At 70.5% G+C, this 24871-nt stretch carries 18 protein-coding genes; 10 read left to right on the top strand and 8 right to left on the bottom strand.

Annotation, left to right across the window (positions count from 1 at the left end; translation table 11 throughout):
- Positions 1–12 precede the first annotated feature (12 nt).
- Both galE and ACIRVH_RS36565 read left to right on the top strand, forming a co-directional pair.
- Complete coding sequence (gene galE, locus ACIRVH_RS36570) at positions 13–993, top strand: UDP-glucose 4-epimerase GalE (RefSeq protein WP_403962778.1); 981 nt, start codon at positions 13–15, stop codon at positions 991–993.
- Positions 994–1002: 9 nt separating this feature from the next.
- Positions 1003–1938 carry an ADP-ribosylglycohydrolase family protein gene (locus ACIRVH_RS36565; protein WP_403962776.1) on the top strand — a complete coding sequence of 312 codons (936 nt, stop codon included), beginning with the start codon at positions 1003–1005 and terminating at the stop codon, positions 1936–1938.
- Positions 1939–1956: 18 nt separating this feature from the next.
- Here the strand turns inward: ACIRVH_RS36565 and ACIRVH_RS36560 are convergent, their stop codons facing one another.
- The gene (locus ACIRVH_RS36560) at positions 1957–2583 is read right to left on the bottom strand and encodes a TetR/AcrR family transcriptional regulator (protein WP_403962775.1); all 627 of its coding nucleotides are present in this window, start codon (positions 2581–2583) and stop codon (positions 1957–1959) included.
- 201 nt (positions 2584–2784) lie between these two features.
- Here ACIRVH_RS36560 and ACIRVH_RS36555 point away from each other — a divergent pair, with 201 nt between their 5' ends.
- From ACIRVH_RS36555 to ACIRVH_RS36540, 4 genes are all read left to right on the top strand, one after another.
- Complete coding sequence (locus ACIRVH_RS36555; RefSeq protein ID WP_403962772.1) at positions 2785–3699, top strand: ABC transporter permease; 915 nt, start codon at positions 2785–2787, stop codon at positions 3697–3699.
- Positions 3692–4558: an ABC transporter ATP-binding protein gene (locus ACIRVH_RS36550; protein WP_403962769.1), complete on the top strand. Its 867-nt coding sequence runs from the start codon at positions 3692–3694 to the stop codon at positions 4556–4558. Before ACIRVH_RS36555 ends, ACIRVH_RS36550 begins: the two co-directional genes overlap by 8 nt.
- A gap of 102 nt (positions 4559–4660) precedes the next feature.
- Positions 4661–6856, top strand: a complete 2196-nt coding sequence (locus tag ACIRVH_RS36545; RefSeq protein WP_403962767.1) for a CDP-glycerol glycerophosphotransferase family protein — start codon at positions 4661–4663, stop codon at positions 6854–6856.
- A complete protein-coding gene (locus ACIRVH_RS36540; protein ID WP_403962764.1) occupies positions 6853–8517 on the top strand; it encodes a glycosyltransferase family 2 protein in 1665 nt (554 codons plus the stop codon). The genes ACIRVH_RS36545 and ACIRVH_RS36540 overlap by 4 nt, the downstream gene beginning before the upstream one ends.
- 189 nt (positions 8518–8706) lie before the next feature.
- Here ACIRVH_RS36540 and ACIRVH_RS36535 read toward each other — a convergent pair whose 3' ends face one another.
- From ACIRVH_RS36535 to ACIRVH_RS36525, 3 genes are all read right to left on the bottom strand, one after another.
- Positions 8707–10218, bottom strand: coding sequence for a hypothetical protein (locus ACIRVH_RS36535; RefSeq protein WP_403962761.1), 1512 nt, complete (start codon positions 10216–10218; stop codon positions 8707–8709).
- On the bottom strand, positions 10199–10672 hold the full coding sequence (locus ACIRVH_RS36530) for a GtrA family protein (protein ID WP_403962758.1): 474 nt from the start codon (positions 10670–10672) through the stop codon (positions 10199–10201). Before ACIRVH_RS36530 ends, ACIRVH_RS36535 begins: the two co-directional genes overlap by 20 nt.
- A 160-nt stretch (positions 10673–10832) precedes the next feature.
- Complete coding sequence (locus ACIRVH_RS36525; protein WP_403962755.1) at positions 10833–15794, bottom strand: NAD-glutamate dehydrogenase; 4962 nt, start codon at positions 15792–15794, stop codon at positions 10833–10835.
- Between the two features lie 588 nt (positions 15795–16382).
- Here ACIRVH_RS36525 and ACIRVH_RS36520 point away from each other — a divergent pair.
- Positions 16383–16949: a DJ-1/PfpI family protein gene (locus ACIRVH_RS36520; protein ID WP_393463717.1), complete on the top strand. Its 567-nt coding sequence runs from the start codon at positions 16383–16385 to the stop codon at positions 16947–16949.
- A gap of 108 nt (positions 16950–17057) precedes the next feature.
- Here the strand turns inward: ACIRVH_RS36520 and ACIRVH_RS36515 are convergent, their stop codons facing one another.
- Positions 17058–17726, bottom strand: coding sequence for an HAD family hydrolase (locus ACIRVH_RS36515; protein WP_403962751.1), 669 nt, complete (start codon positions 17724–17726; stop codon positions 17058–17060).
- 59 nt (positions 17727–17785) lie between these two features.
- Positions 17786–18298, bottom strand: coding sequence for a DUF6912 family protein (locus tag ACIRVH_RS36510; RefSeq protein ID WP_403962748.1), 513 nt, complete (start codon positions 18296–18298; stop codon positions 17786–17788).
- A gap of 303 nt (positions 18299–18601) precedes the next feature.
- Here ACIRVH_RS36510 and ACIRVH_RS36505 point away from each other — a divergent pair, with 303 nt between their 5' ends.
- Positions 18602–19075, top strand: coding sequence for an Rv3235 family protein (locus ACIRVH_RS36505; protein WP_403962745.1), 474 nt, complete (start codon positions 18602–18604; stop codon positions 19073–19075).
- A gap of 97 nt (positions 19076–19172) precedes the next feature.
- On the opposite strand, the gene secA is transcribed toward ACIRVH_RS36505, so the two are convergent.
- Positions 19173–21983, bottom strand: a complete 2811-nt coding sequence (secA, locus tag ACIRVH_RS36500) for a preprotein translocase subunit SecA (protein WP_403962741.1) — start codon at positions 21981–21983, stop codon at positions 19173–19175.
- A 253-nt stretch (positions 21984–22236) separates the two neighbouring features.
- On the opposite strand from secA, the gene ACIRVH_RS36495 reads away from it, so the two are divergent.
- Both ACIRVH_RS36495 and ACIRVH_RS36490 read left to right on the top strand, forming a co-directional pair.
- Entirely contained in the window at positions 22237–22809 is a 573-nt protein-coding gene (locus ACIRVH_RS36495) for a GNAT family N-acetyltransferase (protein ID WP_403962738.1), read from the top strand.
- A 63-nt stretch (positions 22810–22872) separates the two neighbouring features.
- Positions 22873–24048 carry a winged helix-turn-helix domain-containing protein gene (locus ACIRVH_RS36490; RefSeq protein ID WP_403962735.1) on the top strand — a complete coding sequence of 392 codons (1176 nt, stop codon included), beginning with the start codon at positions 22873–22875 and terminating at the stop codon, positions 24046–24048.
- Positions 24049–24051: 3 nt separating this feature from the next.
- Here the strand turns inward: ACIRVH_RS36490 and ACIRVH_RS36485 are convergent, their stop codons facing one another.
- The gene (locus ACIRVH_RS36485) at positions 24052–24795 is read right to left on the bottom strand and encodes a response regulator (protein ID WP_403962732.1); all 744 of its coding nucleotides are present in this window, start codon (positions 24793–24795) and stop codon (positions 24052–24054) included.
- Positions 24796–24871: the final 76 nt, after the last annotated feature.

The following is a 24871-nucleotide window of genomic DNA, read 5'->3' as shown; positions in this document are numbered from 1 at the left end:
GGGAGGCCGCACATGACCTGGCTGATCACCGGCGGCGCCGGATACATCGGGGCGCACGTCGTCCGCGCCATGACCGAGGCGGGCGAGCGGACCGTGGTCTACGACGACCTGTCCACCGGTGTCGCCGGGCGCGTGCCGGACGAGGTACCGCTGGTGCGGGGCTCGATCCTGGACGGCGAGAGGCTGGCGCGCACCCTGGCCGAGTACGAGGTGACCGGGGTCGTCCATCTGGCGGCGAAGAAGCAGGTGGGCGAGTCCGTGGACCTCCCGCTGCACTACTACCGGGAGAACGTGGAGGGGCTGCGCGTCCTGCTGGAGGCCGTGACGCAGGCGGACGTCCCGTCCTTCGTCTTCTCCTCCTCGGCCGCCGTCTACGGCATGCCGGACGTGGACCTGGTCACGGAGGAGACCCCCTGCCTGCCCCTCTCCCCCTACGGCGAGACCAAGCTGGCCGGCGAGTGGCTGGTCCGCGCGACGGGCCGGGCGACGGGCCTGGCCACCGCGTCCCTGCGCTACTTCAACGTGGCCGGCGCGGCCACCCCCGCCCTGGCCGACACGGGCGTCTTCAACCTCGTCCCCATGGTCTTCGAGAAGCTCACCGAGGGTGCGGCGCCGCGCATCTTCGGCGACGACTACCCGACCTCCGACGGCACCTGCGTCCGCGACTACATCCACGTGGTCGACCTGGCCGAGGCCCATGTGACGGTCGCCCGCGCCCTGCGCTCCACCCCCGGCCGCGACCTGACCCTCAACATCGGCCGCGGCGAGGGTGTTTCGGTCCGCGAGATGATCGACCACATCAACGCGGCCACCGGCTACGACCGCCCCCCGATCGTCACCCCACGCCGCCCCGGCGACCCCGCCCGCGTAGTCGCCTCCGCCGACCGCATCGCCACCGAACTCGGCTGGCAGGCCAAGTACGACGTCCAGGACATGATCGCCTCGGCCTGGGAGGGCTGGCTACGACTGCACCCGGAGGCTGCGCGGTCGTAGGCTCCGGGGATGACCGCCCCCTCGCGCACCGAACGCGCCGCCGGCGCCCTGCTCGGCTCCGCTGTGGGCGACGCCCTCGGAGCGCCCTTCGAGTTCGGCCCCGAAGGCGCCTTCTCGGCCCGTTTCCCGCACCCCGGGCACGGCGCCGAGATGTGCGGGGGCGGCGGCTGGGACCCCGGCGAGGCGACCGACGACACGCAGATGGCCGTGCTGACCGCCGAGTCGCTGCTGGAGCGCGGTGGGATGGATCTCCCGGACGTGTTCCGGCGCTTCCGACGCTGGGCGGGCGCCGACCCGAAGGACATCGGCCTCCAGACGGAGGCGGTGCTGACCAGCGGCGCCTCCTGGGACACGGCCGCGGCCCAGCACTTCGGGACGAACCAACGGGCGGCCGGGAACGGGGCGCTGATGCGGGCGGCCCCTTCAGCCGTCCACTTCGCACGCCACGGCCGCGAGGCCACCATGGACGCCGCCCGCCGCCTCTCCGCCCTCACCCACGGCGACCCCGCGGCCTGGGAGGGCACGGCCGTCCTGCACGAGCTGATCCGCGTCGCCCTGACCGGAGAGGATCCGCTCACCGCCGTACCGGACACCCTGGCAGCGCTCCACCCCGACCACCGGGCGCGCTACGCGACCGTCCTCGTCCCCGACTGGCACCCGGACCGGGCCACCGAGTTCAACGGCGCGGTCTGGCCCTGCCTGGGCTCGGCGGTCTGGGCCCTGCGCACGACGGCGTCGTACGAGGGGGCGGTACGCGCGGCGATCGACCTGGGCGGCGACACGGACACGGTGGCGGCGGTCGCCGGGGCGTTGGCGGGAGCGGTGTACGGGATCGACGCGGTACCGGAACGCTGGACAGAGCTGCTGCACGTACCGCTGCCGGGGTTCGGCGACCGGGTACTGCGGGCGCGGGAACTGACCGACTTGGCCCAGCGGTTGGCCTAGCCGGCAGTCTGCGCAAGGTCACAACGCCTTGAGCGCCCCCGCCGTAGCCCGTGCCAGGTTCTCCAGGTAGCCCTTCGGCAGCTTCGGGGAGCGGATCACCACCGAGCGCCAGTACAGGGGGCCGGAGATCAGGTCCAGGGCCAGGTCGGGGTCGACCCCGGTCCGGACCTCGCCGCGGGCCTCCGCCGCCGCCAGGATCTTGCTGGCAACGCCCTCCTGGCCGTCCCGCAGCGCCTTCTGCATGGCCTCCGCGATCTCGGGGTTGCGGGCCGCCTCCGCCTGGAGGTCGGGGATGATCTGCGAGGCGACGGGGTGGCGCAGGGCGCGGGACGTCACTTCGTACAGCAGCCGCAGGTCCCCTTCCAGGGAGCCCGTGTCGGGGACCGGCAGGCCCAGTACCGCCATCGCCGACACCACGTCCAGCACCAGGTGCAGCTTGGAGCGCCAGCGGCGGTACACCGCCGTCTTGCCGACGCCCGCCCGCCGCGCGATGCCCTCGATGGACATCCTGGCGTACCCGACCGCCGCGAGTTCCTCGAAGACCGCCGCACGGATGGCCTCGGTCACGTCCTCCCGGAGCACGGCAGCCCCGGCAGGTGTCCGGCGGCGCACGCGCTTCGGGGCCTCGTCGGCGTTCGTCGTCATGCGACCCAGCATAGGGCGTTACGACGAAACGGTTGCGTTCCGACGGTCGATGGTTCTAGGCTCACGTTGCGACGATACGGTCCCGTCCCGACGTAAGAGAACGTGAAGAGAAGCGTAAGGAAACGCCGGATGGCGGACGAGGACCACGCAGGCCCGGCGGCAGCCGGACGCACCCCCCTCCCCCGAGCGAAAGCAGCGGATGTGAGCCAGGTCCTCCACACACCGCCCCCCACCCAGGTCCCGGCCGACGACGACCTCTCGGCGCTGGCCGCCCGGCACGGCCTCACGGTCAGCGGCGCCCGCCCCACCCTGCCGGAGTACGTCCGCCAGCTGTGGGCCCGGCGCCACTTCATCACCGCGTTCGCCACCGCCAAGCTCACCGCCCAGTACAGCCAGGCAAAGCTCGGCCAGGTCTGGCAGGTCATGAACCCGCTCCTGAACGCGGCGGTCTACTACTTCATCTTCGGCGTGCTCCTGGGCACCAGCAAGGGCGTGCCGGACTACATCCCCTTCCTGGTCACGGGCGTGTTCATCTGGACGTTCACGCAGAGCTCGATCATGGCGGGCACCCGCGCGATCTCGGGGAACCTCGGCCTGGTCCGCGCCCTGCACTTCCCGCGCGCCGCGCTGCCGATCTCCTTCTGCCTCCAGCAGCTCCAGCAGCTGCTGTTCTCGATGACCGCGCTGGTCGTGATCATCCTGTCCTTCGGCATCCCGATCACGCCCCGCTGGCTGCTCGCGATCCCCGCGCTGATCCTGCAGTCCGTCTTCAACGCGGGCGTGTCGATGATCATGGCCCGGTGGGGTGCCAAGACCCCGGACATCGCCCAGCTGATGCCGTTCGTGCTGCGCACCTGGATGTACGTGTCCGGTGTGATGTGGAGCATCAGCAAGCTCACCAAGAAGGACAACCTGCCGCACATCGTCACGGTCCTGCTGGAGACCAACCCGGCCGCCGTCTACATCGACCTCATGCGGTACGCGCTGATCCACAGCTTCCACGGCAAGCAGCTCCCCCCGCACGTGTGGGCAGCGGCCACCGGCTGGGCGCTGCTGGCCGGCATCGGAGGCTTCATCTACTTCTGGAAGGCTGAGGAGACGTACGGCCGTGGCTGAGCAGATCGCAGAGAACATCCCCACCGTCGTCGCCGACGGCGTCGACATCGTCTACCGAGTCAACGGCACCGGCGCCGGCCGCGGCACCGCCACCGCCGCCCTCAACCGCATGCTGCGCCGCGAGCAGGCCGAGAAGGCGGCCGGCGTGCGCCGGGTGCACGCGGTCAAGAAGGTGTCGTTCGTCGCCTACAAGGGCGAGGCGATCGGACTGATCGGCACGAACGGCTCCGGCAAGTCCACGCTGCTCAAGGCCGTCGCCGGGCTGCTCCCGGTGGAGAACGGCCACATCTACACCCACGGCCAGCCCTCCCTGCTCGGCGTCAACGCGGCCCTGATGAACGACCTCACCGGCGAACGCAACGTCCACCTCGGCGGTCTCGCCATGGGCATGTCCCGCGAGCAGGTGAAGGAGCGCTACGAGGACATCGTCGACTTCTCCGGGATCAACGAGAAGGGCGACTTCATCACGCTCCCCATGCGGACATACTCCTCCGGCATGGCCGCCCGCCTGCGCTTCTCCATCGCCGCCGCCAAGGACCACGACGTCCTGCTGATCGACGAGGCCCTCGCGACCGGCGACCGCTCCTTCCAGAAGCGCTCCGAGCAGCGGATCCGCGAGCTGCGTGAGCAGGCGGGAACGGTCTTCCTGGTCAGCCACAACAACAAGTCGATCCGCGACACCTGCGAGCGGGTCCTGTGGCTGGAGCGCGGCGAGCTGCGCATGGACGGCCCGACCGAGGACGTCATGAAGGAGTACGAGGCCTTCACCGGCGACAAGACCGACAAGACGGCGAAGAAGCCGGCACCCAAGAAGGCGGCGCCGGAACCCGAGGCTCCCAAGGTCCCTCTTCCTTCGTGAGCCTTGCTCTTACCTCAGGCGTGGTTATCCCTTTCATACCTCTAGTGACAGTATGTTATGAAAGGTGCCCCCTGAGACCGCGAGCCGAAGGAGTCCCCTGCGATGCCCCAACTCAGTGTCGTCGTCTACGGGCCGAACGCCCAGGGGCATCTGACCGAACTGCTCGACTCGCTGGAAGCCCGCCCGCTCCCGGACGCCGAGGTGATCGTCGCCGCGGTCGGCGACTGGGCGCGGGAGACGGCCGAGGGTCACGCTCCCGAGACGGTCGTGGTGCCCCTGCCGGAAGGTACCGGTGACGCGGCGGCCCGGACGGCGGGCGCCGCGCGGGCGTCCGGCCGCTGGCTGCACTTCGTGCACGCCAAGGACGGTCTGCCCGCCGGCGCGCCCCGGCTGATCGCCGAGCGCACCGCCGAGCTGGACGATTCGGTGGACGTCCTCCTCCTCGACCACGTCACCACCACCTGGCAGACCGCCGCCGCCCCCTCCCGCGACGGCCGCCTCCTCGCCGGCGCCGGCCGCGCCGACCTCGCCCTGGACGAGGCGGCCGACCTGCTGCGCCTCACCCCGCTGTTCGGCACCCGTGCCCTGCGCACCGCGTTCTGGCGGGCGCACGAGGAGCAGCTCACCACCGACGACGAGGCGTACGCCGCCCACGCGGCCCTGCTGCACGCCGGCCGCGTCGCCTGCCTGAACCAGGCGGCGTACGAGAACCGCGTGCTGCGCCCCGAGAGCGTGCCGCCCCTCACCTCCGAGGACCGCTTCGCGCTCATCGACCGGTACGAGTCCCTGCTCCCGCTCGCCCGGGACCGCCGTGCCGCGCGCACGGTCCTGTACGACCTGATGGTCCGCGACCTGGTGCGCACCTTCGCCGGCGAGAACCTGCCCGACGCGGTGGCCCGTGAGTTCTTCCGCCGGGCCTCCCTGGCGGCGGTCCGCTGGCGCCCCGAGGGCCACCAGCGCCCGGCCGGCATCGAGGGCGTCCGGCACGCCCTGCTCGAAGAGGGCGCCTACACCAAGTACCGCGCCTTCCAGGCCGCCAACCGCACCCGCCGCGCCGCCAGGAAGACCGTACGGACCCGTAAGCGCCAAGTGGGCGCGAAGCTCCGCGACCAGCAGTACCGCAGGGCGCTCGGCCGCCCGGTCGATCCCGACCTGGCCGTGTTCGCGGCCTACTGGGAGCGCGGGGTCTCCTGCAACCCGGCCGCCATCGCCGCCAAACTCGCCGAACTCGCCCCGCACATCCACAGGGTGTGGGTGGTCAACAAGGAGAACGCGGCCCTCCTGCCGCCCGGCACGGACCACGTGGTCCCCGGCACCCGCCGCTACTGGGAGACCCTGGCCACCGCCAAGTACCTGATCAACAACGTCAACTTCCCCAACGCGGTGGTCAAACGCCCCGGCGCGATCCACCTCCAGACCCACCACGGCACCCCGCTCAAGCGCATGGGCCTGGACCAGATGGAACACCCGGCCGCCGCCAAGGGCCTGGACTTCGCCGCGCTGCTGGCCCGTATCGACAAGTGGGACTACAGCGTCAGCGCCAACAGCCACTCCACCCGCATGTGGGAGCGCGCCTACCCGGCCCGCTACACCTCCCTGGACTACGGCTATCCGCGCAACGACGTCTTCTACACCGCCACGGCCGCCGACGTCCGCGCCGCCCGCGAACGCCTCGGCATCGCCCCCGGCAGGACAGCCGTCCTCTACGCCCCCACCCACCGCGACTACGAGGCCGGCTTCACCCCGCGCCTGGACCTCGCCGCGCTCGCCGACCGGCTCGGCGAGGACACGGTCCTCCTGGTCCGCGCCCACTACTTCTACGGTGGCGCCGCCTCCCCGCTGACCGGCCTGCGCCGCTCCGGCCGGATCATCGACGTCTCCTCCTACGACCCCGTCGAGGAGCTGTGCCTGGCCGCCGACGCGCTGGTCACGGACTACTCGTCGATCATGTTCGACTACGCCAACCTGGACCGCCCGATCGTCGTCTACGCCGACGACTGGGAGACGTACCGGACCACCCGGGGCGTCTACTTCGACCTGATGGCCGAGGCGCCCGGCCAGGTCGCCCGCACCCAGGAGGAACTCGCGGAGATCTTCCTCTCGGGCGCCTGGCGCGACGAGGGCGCGGCCAAGGCACGGGCCGCGTTCCGGCGCCGGTTCTGCGAGTACGACGACGGGCGCGCCGCCGAACGGGTCGTACGCCGGGTCTTCCTCGGCGAACCCGAGGATGCGCTGCCCCCACTGATCCCACTCGACGAACGCACCCCCGCCCCGACCCCCGAGGAGGCCACGGCATGACGACCCCCGACGTCACGGTGACGGTCATCGTCTACAACGACGCGGCCCGTCTCCCCCGGGCGGTCGCATCGCTTCGCGCCCAGACCCACGCCAACATCGAGATCGTCATCAGCGACGACCACTCCACCGACGAGACGCCTTCGGTGGCCCGGGAGTTGGCGGCCCAGGACCACCGCATCCACTACCTGCGCCTGCCGGAGAACAGCGGCGGCTGCAGCGCCCCGCGCAACCGGGCCATCGAGATCGCCCGGGCGCCGTACCTGATGTTCCTCGACAGCGACGACGAACTCCCGCCGCACGCGGTCGAGTTGCTGCTGGCCGCACACCGGGAGCGGGAGGTGGACTTCACGATGGGTGCGGTCCGCCGGGTCCGGGTGGACAACGGGCGCCGCTCGACCTGGATGCCCCACCTGGTCGCCGAGCACCGCACCGTGGAGGGCATCGAGTCCGACCCCCGGCTGCTGTTCGAGCACCTGTCCACCAGCAAGATGTACGCCCGCGCGTTCCTGGACCGCCACCAGCTCCGCTTCCCCGAGGGCATCCACTACGAGGACCAGCTGTTCTCGGCGCAGGCGTACTGCCTGGCGAAAGCGTTCACGATCATCCCGGACCCGGTGTACGTCTGGTACATCGAGCCGTTCGCGGCCGCCGCGTCGGCGTCCATCTCCAACCAGCGGCACAAGATCTCCAACGTCGGCGACCGGGTGCACGTACAGCGCCTGATCGACGACTTCCTGGTGGAGAGCGGACACGCGGCCCTGCGGGAGGACAAGGACTACAAGTTCCTCAAGCACGACTTCCGGATGTACGCGGGCGACCTGCCCTACCGGGACACCGAGTGGCTGGAGTCCTTCGCCGAGATCATGAACCCGTACCTGGACACGCTGGCCGAGGGCGCCTTCGCCCGGCTGCCCCGCCCGGAACGGGTGGTCCTCCAACTCCTGCGCGACGGCCGCCTGTCCGACGCCCAGCAGGCGGCGCGGGGCATGGGCAACGGCGTGGCACCGAGGCACATCACCGCCGACGACTCCGGCACCACGTACTGGGGCGACACCGTCCCCTCCTCCGACCGGGCCCGCCACGAACTGGACGTCTCCGACCTGGAGCTGGACACCCGTCCCTTCCCCAGTGCCCACTTCCGCCACGAGATCACCGAACTCATCCCGGGCCCCGGAGCCTCCGTCACCCTCGCGATCCGCACCTACGACCCCGGCCTGCGACTCCCGGTGGGACCGCAGCGCGCGAGCCTGGTGCTGGCCCCCGGCCGACGCCGCATGACGGTCCCGTTCCGCCTGGACCCGATCCGCCCGGGCATCTTCGAGGGCCGCGTCCGCCTGGACCTCTCGACGGCACAGCTCCCTGTGCAGGGCTTCGCCGGAGTACGCCACCCCCTGCTCCGGCTCGAACAGCAGGGCTTGGCCCACTCGGGCGTCCTCCTGGCCCCCCTGGACTTCCCCGCCGTCACGGCCCGCATCGACTACCGCTCCGGCGCCACCCCGCACGACGTCACCATCGAACCGGAGGGCCGAAACCCCGGCCGCCTCCAGGTCCGCTGGCACCCGGTGGGAGTCACGGCTCGCGTCATCCGCCCGATGGTCCAGAAGGTGGCCCGCCCGAAGGTCCGGAACGCGGTCCGGCTTGCGGCGAGCCTGCTGCGCTAGCAGGGCCGTCATCCGTCTGCGGGCGCGTGGGGGCTGGTCACGCAGTTCCCCGCGCCCCTCAGGAGTTGCGGTGCCGTCGGCCGCACAGGCGCCGTAGCCACGCAGCCGCAGACAGCCGCGGCCCGGCCGCCCTCGCGGCACCCGCACGCACCGGTGAGCGGACCCACGCCCGCCCAGCTGCAGCACCGGTCAGCGCGCGACTTGGTACAGCACCTGTCCCCCCGGCCCGGTGGCAACCTGCCGCAACCACGGCTCCGCGACCCCCTTGCCGCCCACGACCCACCGAACCCCGTACTCCCGCACTATCGCCCGCCGTGCATCGCCGGGCGTACCCGCCGCGAAATACCGCGTCACCGCCGCATCCCGCCTCCCCGCATCCGGCAGGAACACATCGGGATACCCAGGAGCCACGGTGTAGGGCCCGTACGCGGGAATCTGCCGGGACGGAAACGTACGGGCCATGACCACGTCCCCGTACTTCACCCAGGGCGTGATCCACTGGTACCCGACCCATGGCGTCCGGTACTTCGCGGCGACCGCACCCGGCAGCGCGTCCCGCCCGACCACATAGCCGAGCGTCCCCGCCTGCGCCCACGCGCCCACGGCCAGCGCGGCGCCGAGCGCACACGCCCACCCCACCCTCCCCCACGTTCGGCTTCGCTCACGCGGGGGCACCCCCATGGCCCGCTTCCCGGCCGACACGACCTCCAGCGCGGCCGCCAGCTGAGCCGGGATCAGTACGGCCGGCAGGGCGCGGCCCCACGAGTAGTGCCCGGTCAGCCCGCCCGCGGCGAACACCAGCACACCGAGGGTGAAGAAGAGGACGAGGGGATCCCAGCGGTCCCGCCGCCAGCGCAGACCCAGCGCCACGACCCCCAGCAGCACCAGCCCGAATCGCCCCGCCAGGTGGTCGTACAGCGGCCGGTGGATCGCCTCCAGGTCCGCGCCGGCGGAGAAGAGCGAGAAGAAGTCGTAGTACGGCCAGAGCCACAGCAGCACCATGCCGAGGACCAGAGCGGCACCGAGCCGCAGCAGAACCGCACGGCCCGGCCGTGCCGCGATCACCATCGCCAGCGCGCCCAGCGACGCCACCACCCCGGTGAACTGGTGGCACAGCAGGATCAGCCCCCACAGCAGCCCCAGTCCCAGCCACACCGCCCAGCGGGTCTCGGAGCGCAGCGCCCGGGTGAGCCAGGCCCAGAAGTGGAAGGACAGGCCGAGCGCCAACACGCTGGGGTACGACACCGTCAGCGCGAGCGAGTTGAGGCCCAGGAAGCCGCTCCAGTTGAAGAGGGCAGGGCCCCAGAGGAAGACCAGGCTCAGGATCGCGAGGGCGGGCGCCGCACGGTGGGCGCTGAGCGTGCGGACGTACCGCCACACCCCGGTGGTCAGCAGCCCGAACCCGATGACCGCGCCGATCCGCAGCACGTCGAACACCGACAGGCTGGTGATCCGGGCGAGGCAGCCCAGCAGCAGCATCCAGGGCGAGTAGTACGGGCTCGGTGTGTCGACGTCGACCAGCGGGTTCCCGGGGTTCAGCAGGCTGTGCCGCAGCCGCTGCACGGTGGCCGCGTGCATGCCCAGGTCGCCCGCCCAGGGCAGACGGACGATCACCAGAAGCATCAGCACCAGTACCAGCGCGGCGGCGGCCTGCGGCAGCGCCCGTACCGCGCTCGCGGTGCTAGGCGGCGCGGCGCGCATCCTGCTCGAACACCCACGTGCGGTAGACAAGGAAGCGGAAGGCGGAGGCGAGCACGATCGACAGCGCCTTCGCCACATTCGATTCGAACGCGCTGTGCATTTCGAGCCCGTGATAACCGACCCAGAACAGGCCGCTTTCCATCACCACGCCGAGGCCGCTGAAGGCGAAGAACAGGACGATCTGGCGGCGGGTGCGCGAGGCCCGGTCGCGGTAGGCGTAATAGCGGAAGCCCAGGTAATTGGTCGCCATCGCGATACAACTGGCCAGGACCGTCGCGGTCATCGCCTGCCAACGCAAGCCGTGCAGCAGCAGGTTGAACACCAGGAAATTGACGAGGACGCCGCTGCCGCCGACGATCCCGAATTTCACGACTTCCAGCACGACGCGCGTGACGGGCCGGGCCGGAGCCGGCGCGGTTGCCACCGGGCGGGTCTCGGTGAGGTTCACTGTCACAGCCCAGACCCTATCCGAAACATATCGATTAGCAGGAAACGGTAAATTCACCGCACGTTTTTGCCTAAGGGTCGGCAAGAAGGGCCGTCGAGATCGGTCAGAGAGAAGAGGAGAGCGCCCCGGGCCTCACCAGGCCCGGGGCGCTCTCCTCGCCGTACGGCTACGAATGCGTGCGCAGCAGCGTCCGCATCGTCCGCATCGCCACCGACAGGTTGGCGAGGTCGAAGGACTCCGAACCGCGGATCTCCTCCAGGGTGGACCGCGCCCGGCCCAGGATCGCCGAGTTCTTCTGCTCCCAGGCCTGGTAGCGCTGCTCCGGGCTCGACGAGCCGTTGCCGGCCGCGAGGACGTCCGCCGTGAGCGCCGAGTGGGCCGCGTACAGGTCCTCGCGGATGGAGGCGCGGGCCATCGACTGCCAACGGTCGGCACGGGGCAGCTCGATGATGCGGTCCATCAGCTGCGTGATGCTGAGCCGGTCGGCGAGGTCGTAGTAGACCTCGGCGACGTCCAGCGGCTCCTTGCCCATGCGGTCGGCCACCGAGACGATGTCCAGCGCCGGGAAGGCGGAGGAGAACCCGGCCACGCGGGTGGCCAGCTCGTCCGGGACGCCGGTCGCGGACAGCTCGTCGTACACGTGCTGGTACCACTCGAGGTCCGCGCCGCGCAGCAGCTTGGGCAGCTCCTGCCAGACCTGCTCGACCCGCTCGCCGAAGAACTCCATGGTCTCCGCGAGCTGCAGCGGCTGCGGCCGGTTGTTCAGCAGCCAGCGCGTGCCGCGCTCCACCAGGCGGCGCGAGTGCAGCCGGATCCGGGTCTGGACGGTCGCGTCGACCTTGTTGTCCAGCTCCTCGACCGCGTCCCACACGGGCGCCGAGCGGAAGATCGCGCGGGCCGCGGTCTGGGCGCGGACGATCTCCTCCAGCGAGGCACCCGTCTCCTCGCGCAGGCGGTGCAGGTACGTCGTACCGCCCGTGTTGACCGTGTCGTTGACCAGCACGGTCGTGGTGATCTCGCGGCGCAGCGGGTGGCTGTCGACCGCGTCCGCGAACCGCTCGCCCAGCGCCGTCGGGAAGTACGCGTGCAGCAGGGTGCGCAGGTACGGGTCGTCCGGCAGCGAGGTGTGCAGCAGCTCGTCGGCGACCGTGATCTTCGTGTACGCCAGCAGGACGGCCGTCTCCGGACCGGTCAGGCCCTGGCCCTGGCCGAGCCGCTCACGGATCTGGCGGTCGGTGGGCAGGAACTCCAGCGCCCGGTCGAGGTCGCCCTCGCGGACCAGGTGGCGGATGAACCGCTGCTGCGCGTGCAGCATGTCCTTGGACTGGGCGAGGGCGTTGGCGAGCGCCGTGTTCTGCGCGTAGTTGTTGCGCAGCACCAGGGCGCCGACCTCGTCGGTCATCTCGGCGAGCAGCTTGTTGCGCTGCTTGACGGTCATGTCGCCGTCCGCGACCAGGCCGTTCAGCAGGATCTTGATGTTCACCTCGTGGTCGGAGGTGTCCACACCGGCGCTGTTGTCGATCGCGTCGGTGTTGATCCGTCCGCCGTGCAGCGCGAACTCGATGCGGCCCAGCTGGGTCAGGCCCAGGTTGCCGCCCTCGCCGACGACCTTGACGCGCAGGTCGCCGCCGTCGACGCGGATGGCGTCGTTGGCCTTGTCGCCGACGTCGGCGTTGGACTCCGCCGACGACTTCACGTACGTGCCGATGCCGCCGTTCCACAGCAGGTCCACTGGCGCGTGCAGGATCGCCTTCATCAGGTCGGCCGGGGTCATCTTGGAGATCTTCTCCTCGATGCCCAGGGCCTCACGGATGTGCGCGTTGAGCGGGATCGCCTTGGCCGTGCGCGGGAAGATCCCGCCGCCCGCCGACATCAGCTCGGTGTTGTAGTCCTCCCAGCTGGAGCGGGGGAGCTCGAACAGACGGCGGCGCTCGGCGTAGGAGGTGGCCGCGTCCGGCGTCGGGTCGATGAAGATGTGCCGGTGGTCGAAGGCGGCGACCAGGCGGATGTGCTCGCTCAGCAGCATGCCGTTGCCGAACACGTCACCGGACATGTCACCGATGCCGACGACCGTGAAGTCCTCGGTCTGCGTGTCCACGCCCATGTCGCGGAAGTGCCGCTTCACGGACTCCCAGGCGCCGCGCGCGGTGATACCCATGCCCTTGTGGTCGTAGCCGGCCGAGCCTCCGGAGGCGAAGGCGTCGCCGAGCCAGAAGTTGTACTTCTCGGCAACCCCGTTGGCGATGTCGGAGAACGTCGCCGTGCCCTTGTCGGCCGCGACCACCAGGTAGGTGTCGTCGCCGTCGTGCCGGACCACGTCCTGCGGCGGCACGACCTCGCCGGCCACCATGTTGTCCGTGATGTCGAGCAGCGCCGAGATGAACGTCTTGTAGCTGGCGATGCCCTCGGCCAGCCACGCGTCCCGGTCGACGGCCGGGTCCGGCAGCTGCTTGGCGACGAAGCCGCCCTTGGCGCCGACCGGCACGATGACGGTGTTCTTCACCATCTGCGCCTTGACCAGGCCGAGGATCTCGGTACGGAAGTCCTCCCGGCGGTCCGACCAGCGCAGGCCGCCTCGGGCGACCTTGCCGAAGCGCAGGTGCACGCCCTCGACGCGCGGCGAGTACACCCAGATCTCGTACGCCGGGCGCGGCGCGGGCAGGTCCGGGATGGCCTGCGGGTCGAACTTCATGGACACGTACTCGTGCGGCTTGCCGCCGAGCGCCTCCTGGAAGAAGTTCGTGCGCAGGGTCGCCTTGATGACGGTCAGGAACGAGCGCAGGATGCGGTCCTCGTCCAGGCTCGCCACCTGGTCCAGGGCCGCCTCCAGCTCCTCCAGCAGGGCGTCCACGATCTCCAGGCCGGCCTTCTGCCGGTCCGGGGACATCCGCGCCTCGAACAGGGAGACGAGGAGCCGGGTGGTGTGGACGTTGTTGCGGAGGGTGTCCTCCATGTAGTCCTGGCTGAAGGTGGAGCCGGCCTGCCGCAGGTACTTGGCGTACGCGCGCAGCACCGTCGCCTGCCGCCAGTTCAGCCCGGCGCTCAGCACGAGGGCGTTGAAGCCGTCGTTCTCGGCCTGGCCGGTCCAGGTCGCGGCGAACGCCTCCTGGAACCGCTCACGGCCGTCGTCGCCGAGGTAGTCGCCGTTGGGGCCGGCCAGCGCCTTGGGCAGGCGCAGGCCGAAGTCGTAGATCCAGGCGACGGTGCGGTCCGAGCAGCGCAGCTCGTACGGCCGCTCGTCCACGACCTCGACGCCGAGCCGGTTGAGGACCGGCAGCACGGCGGACAGGGAGACCGCGTCGCCCTTGCGGTAGATCTTGAAGCGGCGCTCACCGGGGGCCGCGCCCACCGGCTCGTACAGGCTGAGCGAGAAGTCGTTGCCCTTCTCCTCGCTGAGCCGCTCCAGGTGGACCAGGTCGGCGACCGCCGCACGCGGGCTGTGGTCGGCCTTGTAGCCCTCCGGGAAGGAGTTGCCGCCGTAGTAGCGGCGCAGCAGCTCGGCCGCGCGCTCCTCGCCGCACTCGGCATTCAGCGCCTCGCCGAACCCGTCCGACCAGGAGCGGGCGGCCTCGACCAGGCGGGCCTCGATGCGGTCCCTGTCGCCGTCCGACAGCTCGGGCAGCTCGGTGCCCGGCGGGACCCGGACGACGAAGTGCAGCCGGGACAGGATCGACTCGGTGTTCCAGGCGGTGAAGTCGACGCTGATGCCGCCGAGCTCCTCCTTCAGGATGTCGATGATCCGCAGCCGGACGCCGGTGGTGTAGCGGTCGCGCGGGAGGTAGACGAGGGCCGAGTAGTAGCGGCCGTACTCGTCCTGGCGCAGGTACAGCCGCAGCCGGCGGCGCTCCTGCAGGTACAGGACGCTCGTCGCGATGGCCTGCAGCTCGGCGGCGGGGGTCTGGAACAGCTCGTCGCGCGGGTAGGTCTCCAGGATCTGGAGCAGGTCGCGGCCGTCGTGGCTCTCGGGCGAGAAGCCGGCGCGCTGGAGGACCTCGTCGACCTTGCGCCGGATGACCGGGACCCGGCGGACGGACTCGGTGTAGGCGGCGGAGGAGAACAGGCCGAGGAAACGGCGCTCGCCGACGACGTTGCCGGCCGCGTCGAACTTCTTCACGCCGACGTAGTCCAGGTACGACGGCCGGTGCACGGTGGCCCGGCTGTTCGCCTTGGTCAGCACCAGCTGCTTGTGCTCGCGGGCCTTGGCCCGGGCGTCGGCCGGCAGCCGCTCGAAGGAGGGGCTGACCGGGTGCTGGTCGTCCTCGGCGTGGTGCGGGTCGGAGCGCAGGATGCCGAGGCCGGTGCCGGGCACGGCGGCGAGGGTGTCGTCGTCGCGCAGCTGGTACTCGCGGTAGCCGAGGAAGGTGAAGTGGTCGGCGGACAGCCAGCGCAGCAGCTCGCGGGCCTCCTCGACCTCGGGCGCGGAAAGGTCGCTCGGCCGGGGCTCGCTCGCCAGCTCGTCGCCGATCCGGGCCGCCGCGTCCCGCATCTTCTCCCAGTCCTCGACGGCCTCACGGACGTCGGACAGGACGCGCAGCAGGTCGGCGGTGATCTGCTTCAGATCGGCGCGGTCCGTCCCGCGGTCGATCTCGACATGGATCCAGGACTCGATGTGCGCGTCGTGCGGAAGGTCACCGACGCCGGTGGGCGCGGTGGGCAGCACCTCGATGAGCTTGCCGGTGAGGTCGCGCCGGACGACGATCTGCGGGTGGATGACGACGTGGATGCCGCGTCCCTGCCGGGTCAGCTCATTGGTGACCGAGTCGACGAGGAAGGGCATGTCGTCGGTGACGACCTCCACGACGGTGTGGCTGCAGGTCCACCCGTTCTCCTCCACGGTCGGGGTGTGCACCCGGACGTTCGCGGTGCCCTGCGGGCGGTTCTCGGCGAGCCGGTAGTGCGAGACCGCGGCGCCGAAGACGTCGACCGGGTCGCGGTCCGAAAGGTCTTCCGGGGCGGTGTGCAGGTAGTAGCGCTGGAGGAACGCGAGCACGGACTCGGTGTCGGGAGTGCCGGCGGATCCCTCGCCCGTCGTCCCGGTCGGTAGGTGCCCCCCGACCGGGCTGTTCTCAGCTACCCGGGCGGCCCGTTCGAGCAGCTCGGCCTTGGCTTCGTCCAGCTTGGTCTGCATTGTCCTCTGGCTCCTGTCGCGCGCCGTTGCGTGACGTAGAAAGAAAAACGGTTTCTTCCCCTCCGGCTCGACGCCACGGCCCGGGGTCTCCGGACCGATCCGACGCTATGCCGCGAGGTGAGATGAGCGGGGGGTATTCGGCCATTGTTGGCGCGCCCGTCAGATGTGACGCTGCTCTCGGCACCGCCGCTTCCCGGGCCGTCATCGGCGTCCTGGGGGCATCGGCGCCCCCGTCCCGCCCGCGAGGACCAGCGACCGCCGCCCGGTCACGGATGTGTTCCGTGCAACCCGGGCGCAGGGCAGGAGCAGGATCGCCCCCGCGAGATATCGCGCTGATCACGCCACAAGGCTATCGCTCATTACCCGGGCCCCGTCATGAGCCGTATGTGTACAAAACAGGGGGCCGAAGTTTGACGTTCTGCACAGGGGCGGAGCGGTGGTGGGTGACGTATCCGGTCGCGCCGGAACGCCGCGGGACGCACCCTGAAAGCGACGGGCCCTCTTGGCAAGCACGCCCTGGGAAGGCACGTTGCCTGCAACAGTGCCCGTCCCCCGTGGAGGGGACAGTGCCGCCCCGGAGGAGCCGACATGCCCGCGAAGATCCTCATCATCACCGGCGACGCAGCGGAGTCCCTGGAAGTCCTCTACCCCTACCAGCGGCTGCGCGAGGAAGGCTACGACGTCGACATCGCGGCCCCCACCCGCAAGACGCTCCGCTTCGTCGTCCACGACTTCGAGCCCGGCTACGACACCTATACCGAGAAGCCCGGCTACACCTGGCCCGCCGACCTCGCCTTCTCCGAGGTGGACCCCGGTCAGTACGCGGCGATCGTCATCCCCGGCGGCCGGGCCCCCGAGTACCTGCGCAACGACCCCGAGCTGCGCAAGATCCTCAAGGCATTCTTCGACGCGGACAAGCCCGTCGCCCAGATCTGCCACGGCCCCCTGCTCACCGCCGCGATCGACACCCTCCGCGGCCGCCGCGTCACGGCGTACCCGGCCCTCGAACTGGACATGCAGACCGCCGGAGCCCACTTCGAGGACAGCGAAGCGGTGGTCGACGGCACCCTGGTCTCCTCCCGCGCCTGGCCGGACCATCCGGCGTGGATGCGAGAGTTCCTGAAGGTGCTGAGGGCCAAGGCGCCGGTCAACTGAGCGCTGGGGAGAGGGTGGGCGCAACGGCACCCGTCCGGCGCCGGTGAGCGGGCCCACCCCTGCCCACCCCTGCCCAGCCGCAGCACCGAGCGCCGCATCGGACGACGCTCACGCCGCCAGCCGCTGCGCCTCCGCCACCGCCTCGGCCAACGTGTCCACGACCGGCACCCCGACCTCCTCCAGACTGGCCCGGCTGTGCGACCCCCCGGTGTACAGCACGGCCCCGGCCCCCACATGGCGCGCGGCAACCGCATCGTCAGCGGCGTCACCGATCACCACGGTCCGCGCAATCTCAACCGCCCCGGACAGCGCCTCGAGGTGCCGCACCATGTGCTCGGCCTTGCTGCCACCGGACGGTCCCGTACGCCCGTCGACCCGTATGAAGTGCGGCTCGATCCCGAAGCCCCGTACGAGCGGCACAAGCTCCTCGTGCCCGTACATGCTCAGCAGCGACTGGCTGTGCCCCGCCGACCGCCACCCCGCGAGCAGCTCGGCCGCCCCAGCGGTCAGCCCGCAGCGGACCCGGTGCTCCGTGTAGTACCGATGGAAGACCCCGTCCATCTGCTCCCACTCGGCATCCGTGGGCAGCCGTCCGAGCAACCGCTCGTAGAACTTCGGCACCGGCACGCAGTACAGCGTCCGGTACTCCTCCAGCGTGATCGGCGCCAGCCCCAGCTCGGCGAAGGCCGCGTTCGTCGCCCCGATGATCGCGTCATTGTCGTGGAACAGGGTTCCGTTCCAGTCCCAGACAATGTGCGCGCTTCCGTGCATCCCCATGCCGAAAACCGTACCCGCCCCCACTGACAATCAAGGCGGGCAGGCGGCGCGAGGCCCGCTCAGACGCCGCCCACCAGGTTGGGAATCTCCTGCGTGGCGAACCACAGCAGCTCATGATCGTCGGCCCCGTCCACGACGAACTGCGCGTCGTCGTCCCCGCCGTCGGCCGCCGCCAGCGCCTCCGCGGCCGCGGCCACATCCTCCTCGGCGTCGTCGGCGTCGACATGCACCGCCGCCGCCTTCGCGAGCGCCACCGTGCCGGCCACCGTCACCTCGCCGAGCGCGGCCGGATCGAGCCCGCGGTCCGGGTCGGCCGTGGCGGCGCCGTCGGACACGTCGACGGCGACCACGACCCGGCGCCGTACGGCACCCGGATCGGCCGCCAGCAGCCGCAGCGAAGCCAGCGCGGCGCGGCTGAGTGCGGCGTACTCCAGCTCCTCGATGTCGTCGGAGAGGTACCACTCACGCAGCGCGGGCGTGACGGCGTACGCGACGAACGGGCCGGTCCCCAGCTCACCCGTCTTGTGCGCCTCGGCGAGACCGGGGAGGGTCAGGGGGACGTAGACGCGCATGGCTGGCCGCTCTTTCCTGGTCACCGACGGGCCTTCAGGATACGTGCGCCCGTCCCCTTTCGAGTCCCCGCCCACACCCCCGGCCGCGTCCACCCGGCGCCCCGCACCTCACCCGGTTCCGCCGCTCAACCACGGGATTTCCTGGCCCCCGCACCACCCGGATAGGTGAACAAATCCGCCTCCTCGCCACCCGCCCCACCTTCCTTGCGACGGCCGCCCCCACCCCCGTACAAGATCCCCACCAGCGAGTTACCGCCCGGTATCAACCGGGCCGACCGAACGGGGACTCCGATGAACAAGGTCATGAGCCGCAAGCCCCAGCCTCGCCCGCGCCACCGCCCGCCGACCCGCCACGACTCCCGCCGACCCGGCACCGCACCACCCCGCAACCCCGCCCGCGGCAGGGCCCGTACGACGCCGGGGACGGCCGTGGCGCAGCCACGCCCCACCGACCTCTTCGCCGACCGTCTGCTGGCCGTCCTGAGCGGTCAGCGCCCCGTCCACTGGATGCTCCGGCACACCGCGGGCCGCGCCTACGACGACCTCGCCCGCCTCGCCGAACGCGGCCCCCTGCGCACCCACGGCAGCCGCGCGGTCGTGGACGACATCGGCTACTACGTGCCCCGCGCCGGCGCCCTCGAGGTCTTCGCCCGCATCGCCGCCGGCGACCAGCGCCGCGCGATGGCCTTCCGCCTCGAACAGGGCCCGGACCACCGCTGGCGCTGCACAGCGGTGGAACTCGGCATCCCCGGCCGCCCCCACACGGACGAGCCCTGACAGGCCCCTGCACAGCTACGGACAGCCGCACGACAAGCCAAGGGCCGAGTCCCCGACAGGAGACCCGGCCCTCGTTCAACGGCTAACGCACCGCAGCTCACTTCTTGCGGCGCCGACCGCCCTTCGCCTGCCGACGGCGCTCCGCACGCGTCAGCCCGTCCGACTCGGACCGCACCGGCTCGTCGTCCTCGAGGTCGCGCTCCAGGATGCCGCCCTCACCGTCCACGGTGGGCGCGGAGAAGTGCAGGTCACGACGCTGCGGAACATCGAGCCCCTTGGCCCGGATCTCCGGACGCGCACCCGCCTGCGCCGGCACCGTGTCCTGGACGCCCTCGGCCACCGGCTGGGCCTCCTCGACCGGGACCTCCTCGACCTGCTGCTCGACCTGGACCTCCAGGTTGAACAGGTAGCCGACGGACTCCTCCTTGATGCCCTCCATCATCGCGGTGAACATGTCGAAGCCCTCGCGCTGGTACTCGATCAGCGGGTCCTTCTGGGCCATCGCGCGCAGGCCGATGCCCTCCTGGAGGTAGTCCATCTCGTAGAGGTGCTCGCGCCACTTGCGGTCGAGGACCGACAGCACGACCCGCCGCTCCAGCTCACGCATGATCTCGGAGCCGAGCTGACCCTCACGCGCCTCGTACTGCTCGCGGATGTCGTCCTTGATGGACTCGGAGATGAACTCGGCGGTCAGACCGGCCCGGTCACCGGCCGCCTCCTCCAGCTCGTCGATGGTGACCTTCACCGGGTAGAGCTGCTTGAAGGCACCCCACAGCCGGTCCAGATCCCAGTCCTCCGGGAAGCCCTCGGCGGTCTCCGCGCCGACGTACGCGTCGATCGTGTCGTCCGTGAAGTGCTGCACCTGCTCGTGCAGGTCCTCGCCCTCCAGGACGCGACGGCGCTCGCCGTAGATGACCTCGCGCTGCCGGTTGAGCACCTCGTCGTACTTCAGGACGTTCTTACGCGTCTCGAAGTTCTGCTGCTCGACCTGCGACTGCGCGGACGCGATCGCGCGCGTGACCATCTTGTTCTCGATCGGCACGTCGTCCGGCACGTTCGCCATCGCCATCACGCGCTCGACCATCTGGGCCTTGAACAGGCGCATCAGGTCGTCGCCCAGCGACAGGTAGAAGCGGGACTCGCCCGGGTCGCCCTGACGGCCGGAACGACCGCGCAGCTGGTTGTCGATACGCCGCGACTCGTGCCGCTCGGTACCGAGCACGTAGAGGCCGCCGAGCTCCTCGACCTCGTCCTTCTCGGCCTTGACCGCCTGCTCGGCCTTCTCCAGGGCGGCGGGCAGGGCGTGCGCCCACTCCTCGATGTGCTCCTCGGGGTCGAGGCCGCGCTGGCGCAGCTCCGCCTCGGCGAGGTCCTCGGGGTTGCCGCCGAGCTTGATGTCCGTACCACGGCCGGCCATGTTGGTGGCCACCGTCACGGCGCCCCTGCGGCCGGCCTGGGCGACGATCGAGGCCTCGCGCTCGTGGTGCTTGGCGTTCAGCACCTCGTGCTGCACGCCGCGCTTGCTGAGCTGCTGGGAGAGGTACTCCGACTTCTCGACGGACGTCGTGCCGACGAGGATCGGCTGGCCCTTCTCGTGCTTCTCGGCGATGTCGTCGACGACCGCCTCGAACTTGGCCACCTCGGTGCGGTAGATCAGGTCCGACTGGTCCTTGCGGATCATCGGCTTGTTCGTCGGGATCGGGACCACGCCGAGCTTGTAGATCTGGTGGAACTCGGCGGCCTCGGTCATGGCCGTACCGGTCATGCCGGAGAGCTTGCCGTAGAGGCGGAAGAAGTTCTGCAGGGTGATCGTGGCGAGCGTCTGGTTCTCGTCCTTGATGTCCACCGCTTCCTTCGCCTCGATCGCCTGGTGCATGCCCTCGTTGTAGCGGCGGCCGGCGAGGATACGGCCGGTGTGCTCGTCGACGATCATGACTTCGCCGTCGATGACGACGTAGTCCTTGTCCTTCTTGAAGAGTTCCTTGGCCTTGATGGCGTTGTTCAGGTACCCCACGAGCGGGGTGTTCACCGACTCGTAGAGGTTGTCGATGCCCAGCCAGTCCTCGACCTTGGAGACGCCGCTCTCGTGGATGGCGACCGTGCGCTTCTTCTCGTCGACGTCGTAGTCGCCGGTCTCCTCCAGGCCCTTGAGCGGGTTGCCCGCCTCGCCCTTCTTCAGGCGCGTGACGAGCTTGGCGAAGTCGCCGTACCACTTGGTGGCCTGGTCGGCCGGGCCGGAGATGATCAGCGGCGTACGGGCCTCGTCGACCAGGATGGAGTCGACCTCGTCGACGATGGCGAAGTTGTGGCCGCGCTGGACGAGCTCGTCCTTGGACCACGCCATGTTGTCGCGGAGGTAGTCGAAGCCGAACTCGTTGTTCGTGCCGTACGTGATGTCGCACTCGTACTGCTCGCGGCGCTGGGCCGGCGTCATGTTGGCGAGGATGCAGCCCACGGTCAGACCGAGGAACCGGTGAACGCGGCCCATCATCTCGGAGTCGCGCTCGGCCAGGTAGTCGTTGACCGTGATCAGGTGGACGCCGTCGCCGGAGAGGGCGTTCAGATACGCGGGCAGCGTACCGACGAGGGTCTTGCCCTCGCCGGTCTTCATCTCGGCCACGTAGCCGAGGTGGAGGGCGGCGCCACCCATCATCTGCACGTCGTAGTGCCGCTGGCCGAGGACGCGCTTGGCGGCCTCGCGGACGGTGGCGAACGCCTCGGGGAGCAGGTCGTCCAGGCTCTCACCATCGGCGTAGCGCTGCTTGTACTCCTCGGTGAGGGCACGCAGCTCGGCGTCGGAGAGGTCGACGAAGTCCTCTTCGATGGAGTTGACCTGGTCCGCGATGCGGTGCAGCTTGCGCAGGATCTTGCCTTCGCCTGCACGCATGATCTTCGAGAGGACGGACACGGGGGCTGGTCTCCTTGCCGGTCGGGCCTGGGACGGTCGGTTTTCCTTTTGACGTACTGAGCAACGGCCATGGTATGCGAGGACCTGGCTGCGCCGGGAGGCCCGGCGGCCCGACGGCTGCTTCACCCTGGACAACGGGCGGGCCCTGCGGATAGTGCCGCCCCGCGCCAAGGAATTGCGCGAAATGTGATCACCCGCTCACACACGGCGAAAAGGGCTGGCGCGGCGCGTGCCGCCCGCGCAGAATCGGCCGATGGAACCCGTCACCCTCCCCACCGACCGTCTCGTGCTGCGCACCGTCGGCCCTGACGACACCGAGGCGGTGTACGCGGCCGCCCAGGACCCCGACCTGCAGCGCTGGATCTCCCAGTTCCCGTCGCCCTATCTGCGCGAGCACGCCGAGAGCTTCATCGGGCAGCTGGTGCCCGACGGCTGGGCGAACGACTCGATGTACACGTTCGGCGTGTTCCTCCCCGAAGGGGAACTGACGGGGATGCTCGGGATCACCATGCGCGCCCTGGGTGTCGGCGAGGTCGGATTCTGGGCCGTGAAGGAGCACCGCGGCCGCGGCTACATCACGGAGGCCACCCTCGCCGCCGCCCGCTGGGCCTTCCTCGCACTCTCCGTCGACCGCCTGGAATGGCGCGCGGAGGTCGGAAACGTTCCCTCGCGCGCGGTGGCTGAGCGCGCCGGTTTCACCATCGAGGGCACCCTGCGCTCGGGCGTCAACAACAAGGGGGTACGCCGGGACTGCTGGCTCGGCTCCCTGCTCCCGTCGGACCTGGGCCTGCCGTCGACGGCGCCGTACCTGCCCGCCCGGACCTGACCCCAAGGGGGTGAAACCGCAGGTCATCCCCCACTGTCAGTGCCGCCCTCTATCGTCCGAGGCATGACGACCCTGCCGCGCCCCACCACCACCCTCACCGCGGACGACGCCCGCCGGATGGCCCTTCGGGCCCAGGGCTTCCTCGGTGCGCCCGACCGGCGGGCCGGTGTCCGTGGGGTGCTCCGCCACCTCGGCGCGGTCCAGCTCGACACGATCTCGGTCCTCGCCCGCTCCCACGAGCTGATCCCGTACGCCCGCCTCGGCGCGGTCGGCCGCAAGACCGTCGAGTCGGCCTACTGGACGGACACGCATGCCTTCGAGTACTGGTCGCACGCGGCGTGCATCCTCCCGGTCGAGGAGTGGCCGCACTTCGCCTTCCGCCGCCGCGCCTACCGCGGCCGCCCGCACTGGAACCACCAGCTGCCCGACGGCGCCTACGACCAGGTCATCAAGCAGCTGCGCGCGGAAGGCCCGCTGACGGCCACGGAATTGGGCGGCGCCAAGAAGACCAACGACTGGTGGGACTGGTCGGGCACCAAGGTCGCCGTGGAGCGCGCGCTGATGTACGGCGAGGTGGTGTGCGTCGAGCGCCGCGGCTGGAAGCGGGTGTACGACCTCGCCGAGCGCGCGATCCCGGACGCACTGCTGCACGACGAGCTGGACGACACCGAGTGCGTGCGCCGCCTTGTCCGGCTGGCCGGCGAGTCCCTGGGCGTCGGCACGCGCGCGGACATCGCGGACTACCACCGCCTCAAGGGCGAGCAGGTCGACGCGGTGATCGCCGACTCGGGTCTGGTGCCGGTCGAGGTGGAGGGCTGGGGCAAGCCTGCCTGGGCGGACCCGGCGGCCCTCGCCACACCGCCGCGCGGCCGTCACCGCACCACGCTGCTGTCCCCGTTCGACTCGCTGATCTGGGAGCGGGCGCGCACGGAGCGGATCTTCGGCTTCACCCACCGTCTGGAGGCCTACGTCCCCAAGCCGAAGCGGGTCTACGGCTACTTCGCGATGCCGGTGCTGGCGGGCGGCCTGCTGGTCGGGCGTGTCGATCCGGCCCGCGAGGGCAGCACCCTGGTGGCCAGGCAGGTCACCCTCGACGGCCCGAAGGCGGTCCCGGCGGTGGCACAGGCCCTCATCGAGGCGGCGACCTGGGTGAACTGCACGGACGTCCGGGTGGAACGGGTGGACGCACCCGAGCTCCGCGAGCCCCTCACCAGGGAACTCGCCGGCCTTCTCGGCTAGGAGCTACCGGATCTCGAGGATCTTCTCCCGCATCGCGTAGACCACCGCTTCCATCCTGGAGTGCAGCTGCAGCTTCTCCAGGATGTTGCGGACGTGGTTCTTCACGGTGTTCTCGGAGATGAACAGCTCCTTGGCGATGTCCCGGTTGTTCATCCCGGTGGCGACGAGCTTGAGGACCTCCAGCTCGCGGTCGGTCAGCCGCGGCGCGGGCACCAGCCGGCGTTCGTCGGTGCGCTGGATCATCGACTTGAACTCGGTGAGGAGCTTGGACGCCATGGACGGGCTGATCTGCGACTGCCCGTCGGCCACCGCACGAATGGCGGTCGCCACCTCGTCCGTGGAGATCTCCTTGAGGAGGTATCCGGTCGCGCCCGCCTTGATCGCGTCGTAGAGGTCGGCCTCCTCGTCGCTGATCGTCAGCATGATGATCTTCGCGCTGGGGGCGACCTCCTTGATGGAGGTGCAGGCCTCGATCCCGCCGCGCTTGGGCATCCGCACGTCCATCAGCACGATGTCGGGCAGCAGGTCCGCGGCCTTGTCGACGGCCTCGGCGCCGTCTCCCGCCTCGCCGACGACCTGGATGTCCTCCTCGGCCGCGAGCACGATCTCCAGGCCACGGCGGAAGAGCGCATGGTCGTCCACGACCAGGACTCTGATCGGCTCCTGGCGTGAAGAGCCCGTGTCCGGGCCCATGCCGATGACATCGCCCGCGTCATCGCTTCGCATCGGTCCGAAGGTGTCCGCCATCGTTCCTCCCCCTGAAGGCTGTGACCTGTGGTCCTGTGCCATCGCCAACCCAAGGCTGCGGCCCACCGGTTGGGCC

The organism is Streptomyces sp. NPDC101165 (genome assembly GCF_044768135.1).
Classification (GTDB): domain Bacteria; phylum Actinomycetota; class Actinomycetes; order Streptomycetales; family Streptomycetaceae; genus Streptomyces.
The sequence above is the reverse complement of the archived record's forward strand: the minus strand, read 5'-3'. Positions and strand labels throughout refer to the sequence as shown.

Bases quoted from the DNA above. Each gene is read 5' to 3' on its own strand.
- galE (WP_403962778.1), top strand. From the start codon at position 13: ATGACCTGGCTGATCACCGGCGGCGCCGGATACATCGGGGCGCACGTC.
- ACIRVH_RS36565 (WP_403962776.1), top strand. From the start codon at position 1,003: ATGACCGCCCCCTCGCGCACCGAACGCGCCGCCGGCGCCCTGCTCGGC.
- ACIRVH_RS36560 (WP_403962775.1), bottom strand. From the start codon at position 2,583: ATGACGACGAACGCCGACGAGGCCCCGAAGCGCGTGCGCCGCCGGACA.
- ACIRVH_RS36545 (WP_403962767.1), top strand. From the start codon at position 4,661: ATGCCCCAACTCAGTGTCGTCGTCTACGGGCCGAACGCCCAGGGGCAT.
- ACIRVH_RS36540 (WP_403962764.1), top strand. From the start codon at position 6,853: ATGACGACCCCCGACGTCACGGTGACGGTCATCGTCTACAACGACGCG.
- ACIRVH_RS36535 (WP_403962761.1), bottom strand. From the start codon at position 10,218: ATGCGCGCCGCGCCGCCTAGCACCGCGAGCGCGGTACGGGCGCTGCCG.
- ACIRVH_RS36525 (WP_403962755.1), bottom strand. From the start codon at position 15,794: ATGCAGACCAAGCTGGACGAAGCCAAGGCCGAGCTGCTCGAACGGGCC.
- ACIRVH_RS36520 (WP_393463717.1), top strand. From the start codon at position 16,383: ATGCCCGCGAAGATCCTCATCATCACCGGCGACGCAGCGGAGTCCCTG.
- ACIRVH_RS36515 (WP_403962751.1), bottom strand. From the start codon at position 17,726: ATGGGGATGCACGGAAGCGCGCACATTGTCTGGGACTGGAACGGAACC.
- ACIRVH_RS36510 (WP_403962748.1), bottom strand. From the start codon at position 18,298: ATGCGCGTCTACGTCCCCCTGACCCTCCCCGGTCTCGCCGAGGCGCAC.
- ACIRVH_RS36505 (WP_403962745.1), top strand. From the start codon at position 18,602: ATGAGCCGCAAGCCCCAGCCTCGCCCGCGCCACCGCCCGCCGACCCGC.
- ACIRVH_RS36495 (WP_403962738.1), top strand. From the start codon at position 22,237: ATGGAACCCGTCACCCTCCCCACCGACCGTCTCGTGCTGCGCACCGTC.
- ACIRVH_RS36490 (WP_403962735.1), top strand. From the start codon at position 22,873: ATGACGACCCTGCCGCGCCCCACCACCACCCTCACCGCGGACGACGCC.
- ACIRVH_RS36485 (WP_403962732.1), bottom strand. From the start codon at position 24,795: ATGGCGGACACCTTCGGACCGATGCGAAGCGATGACGCGGGCGATGTC.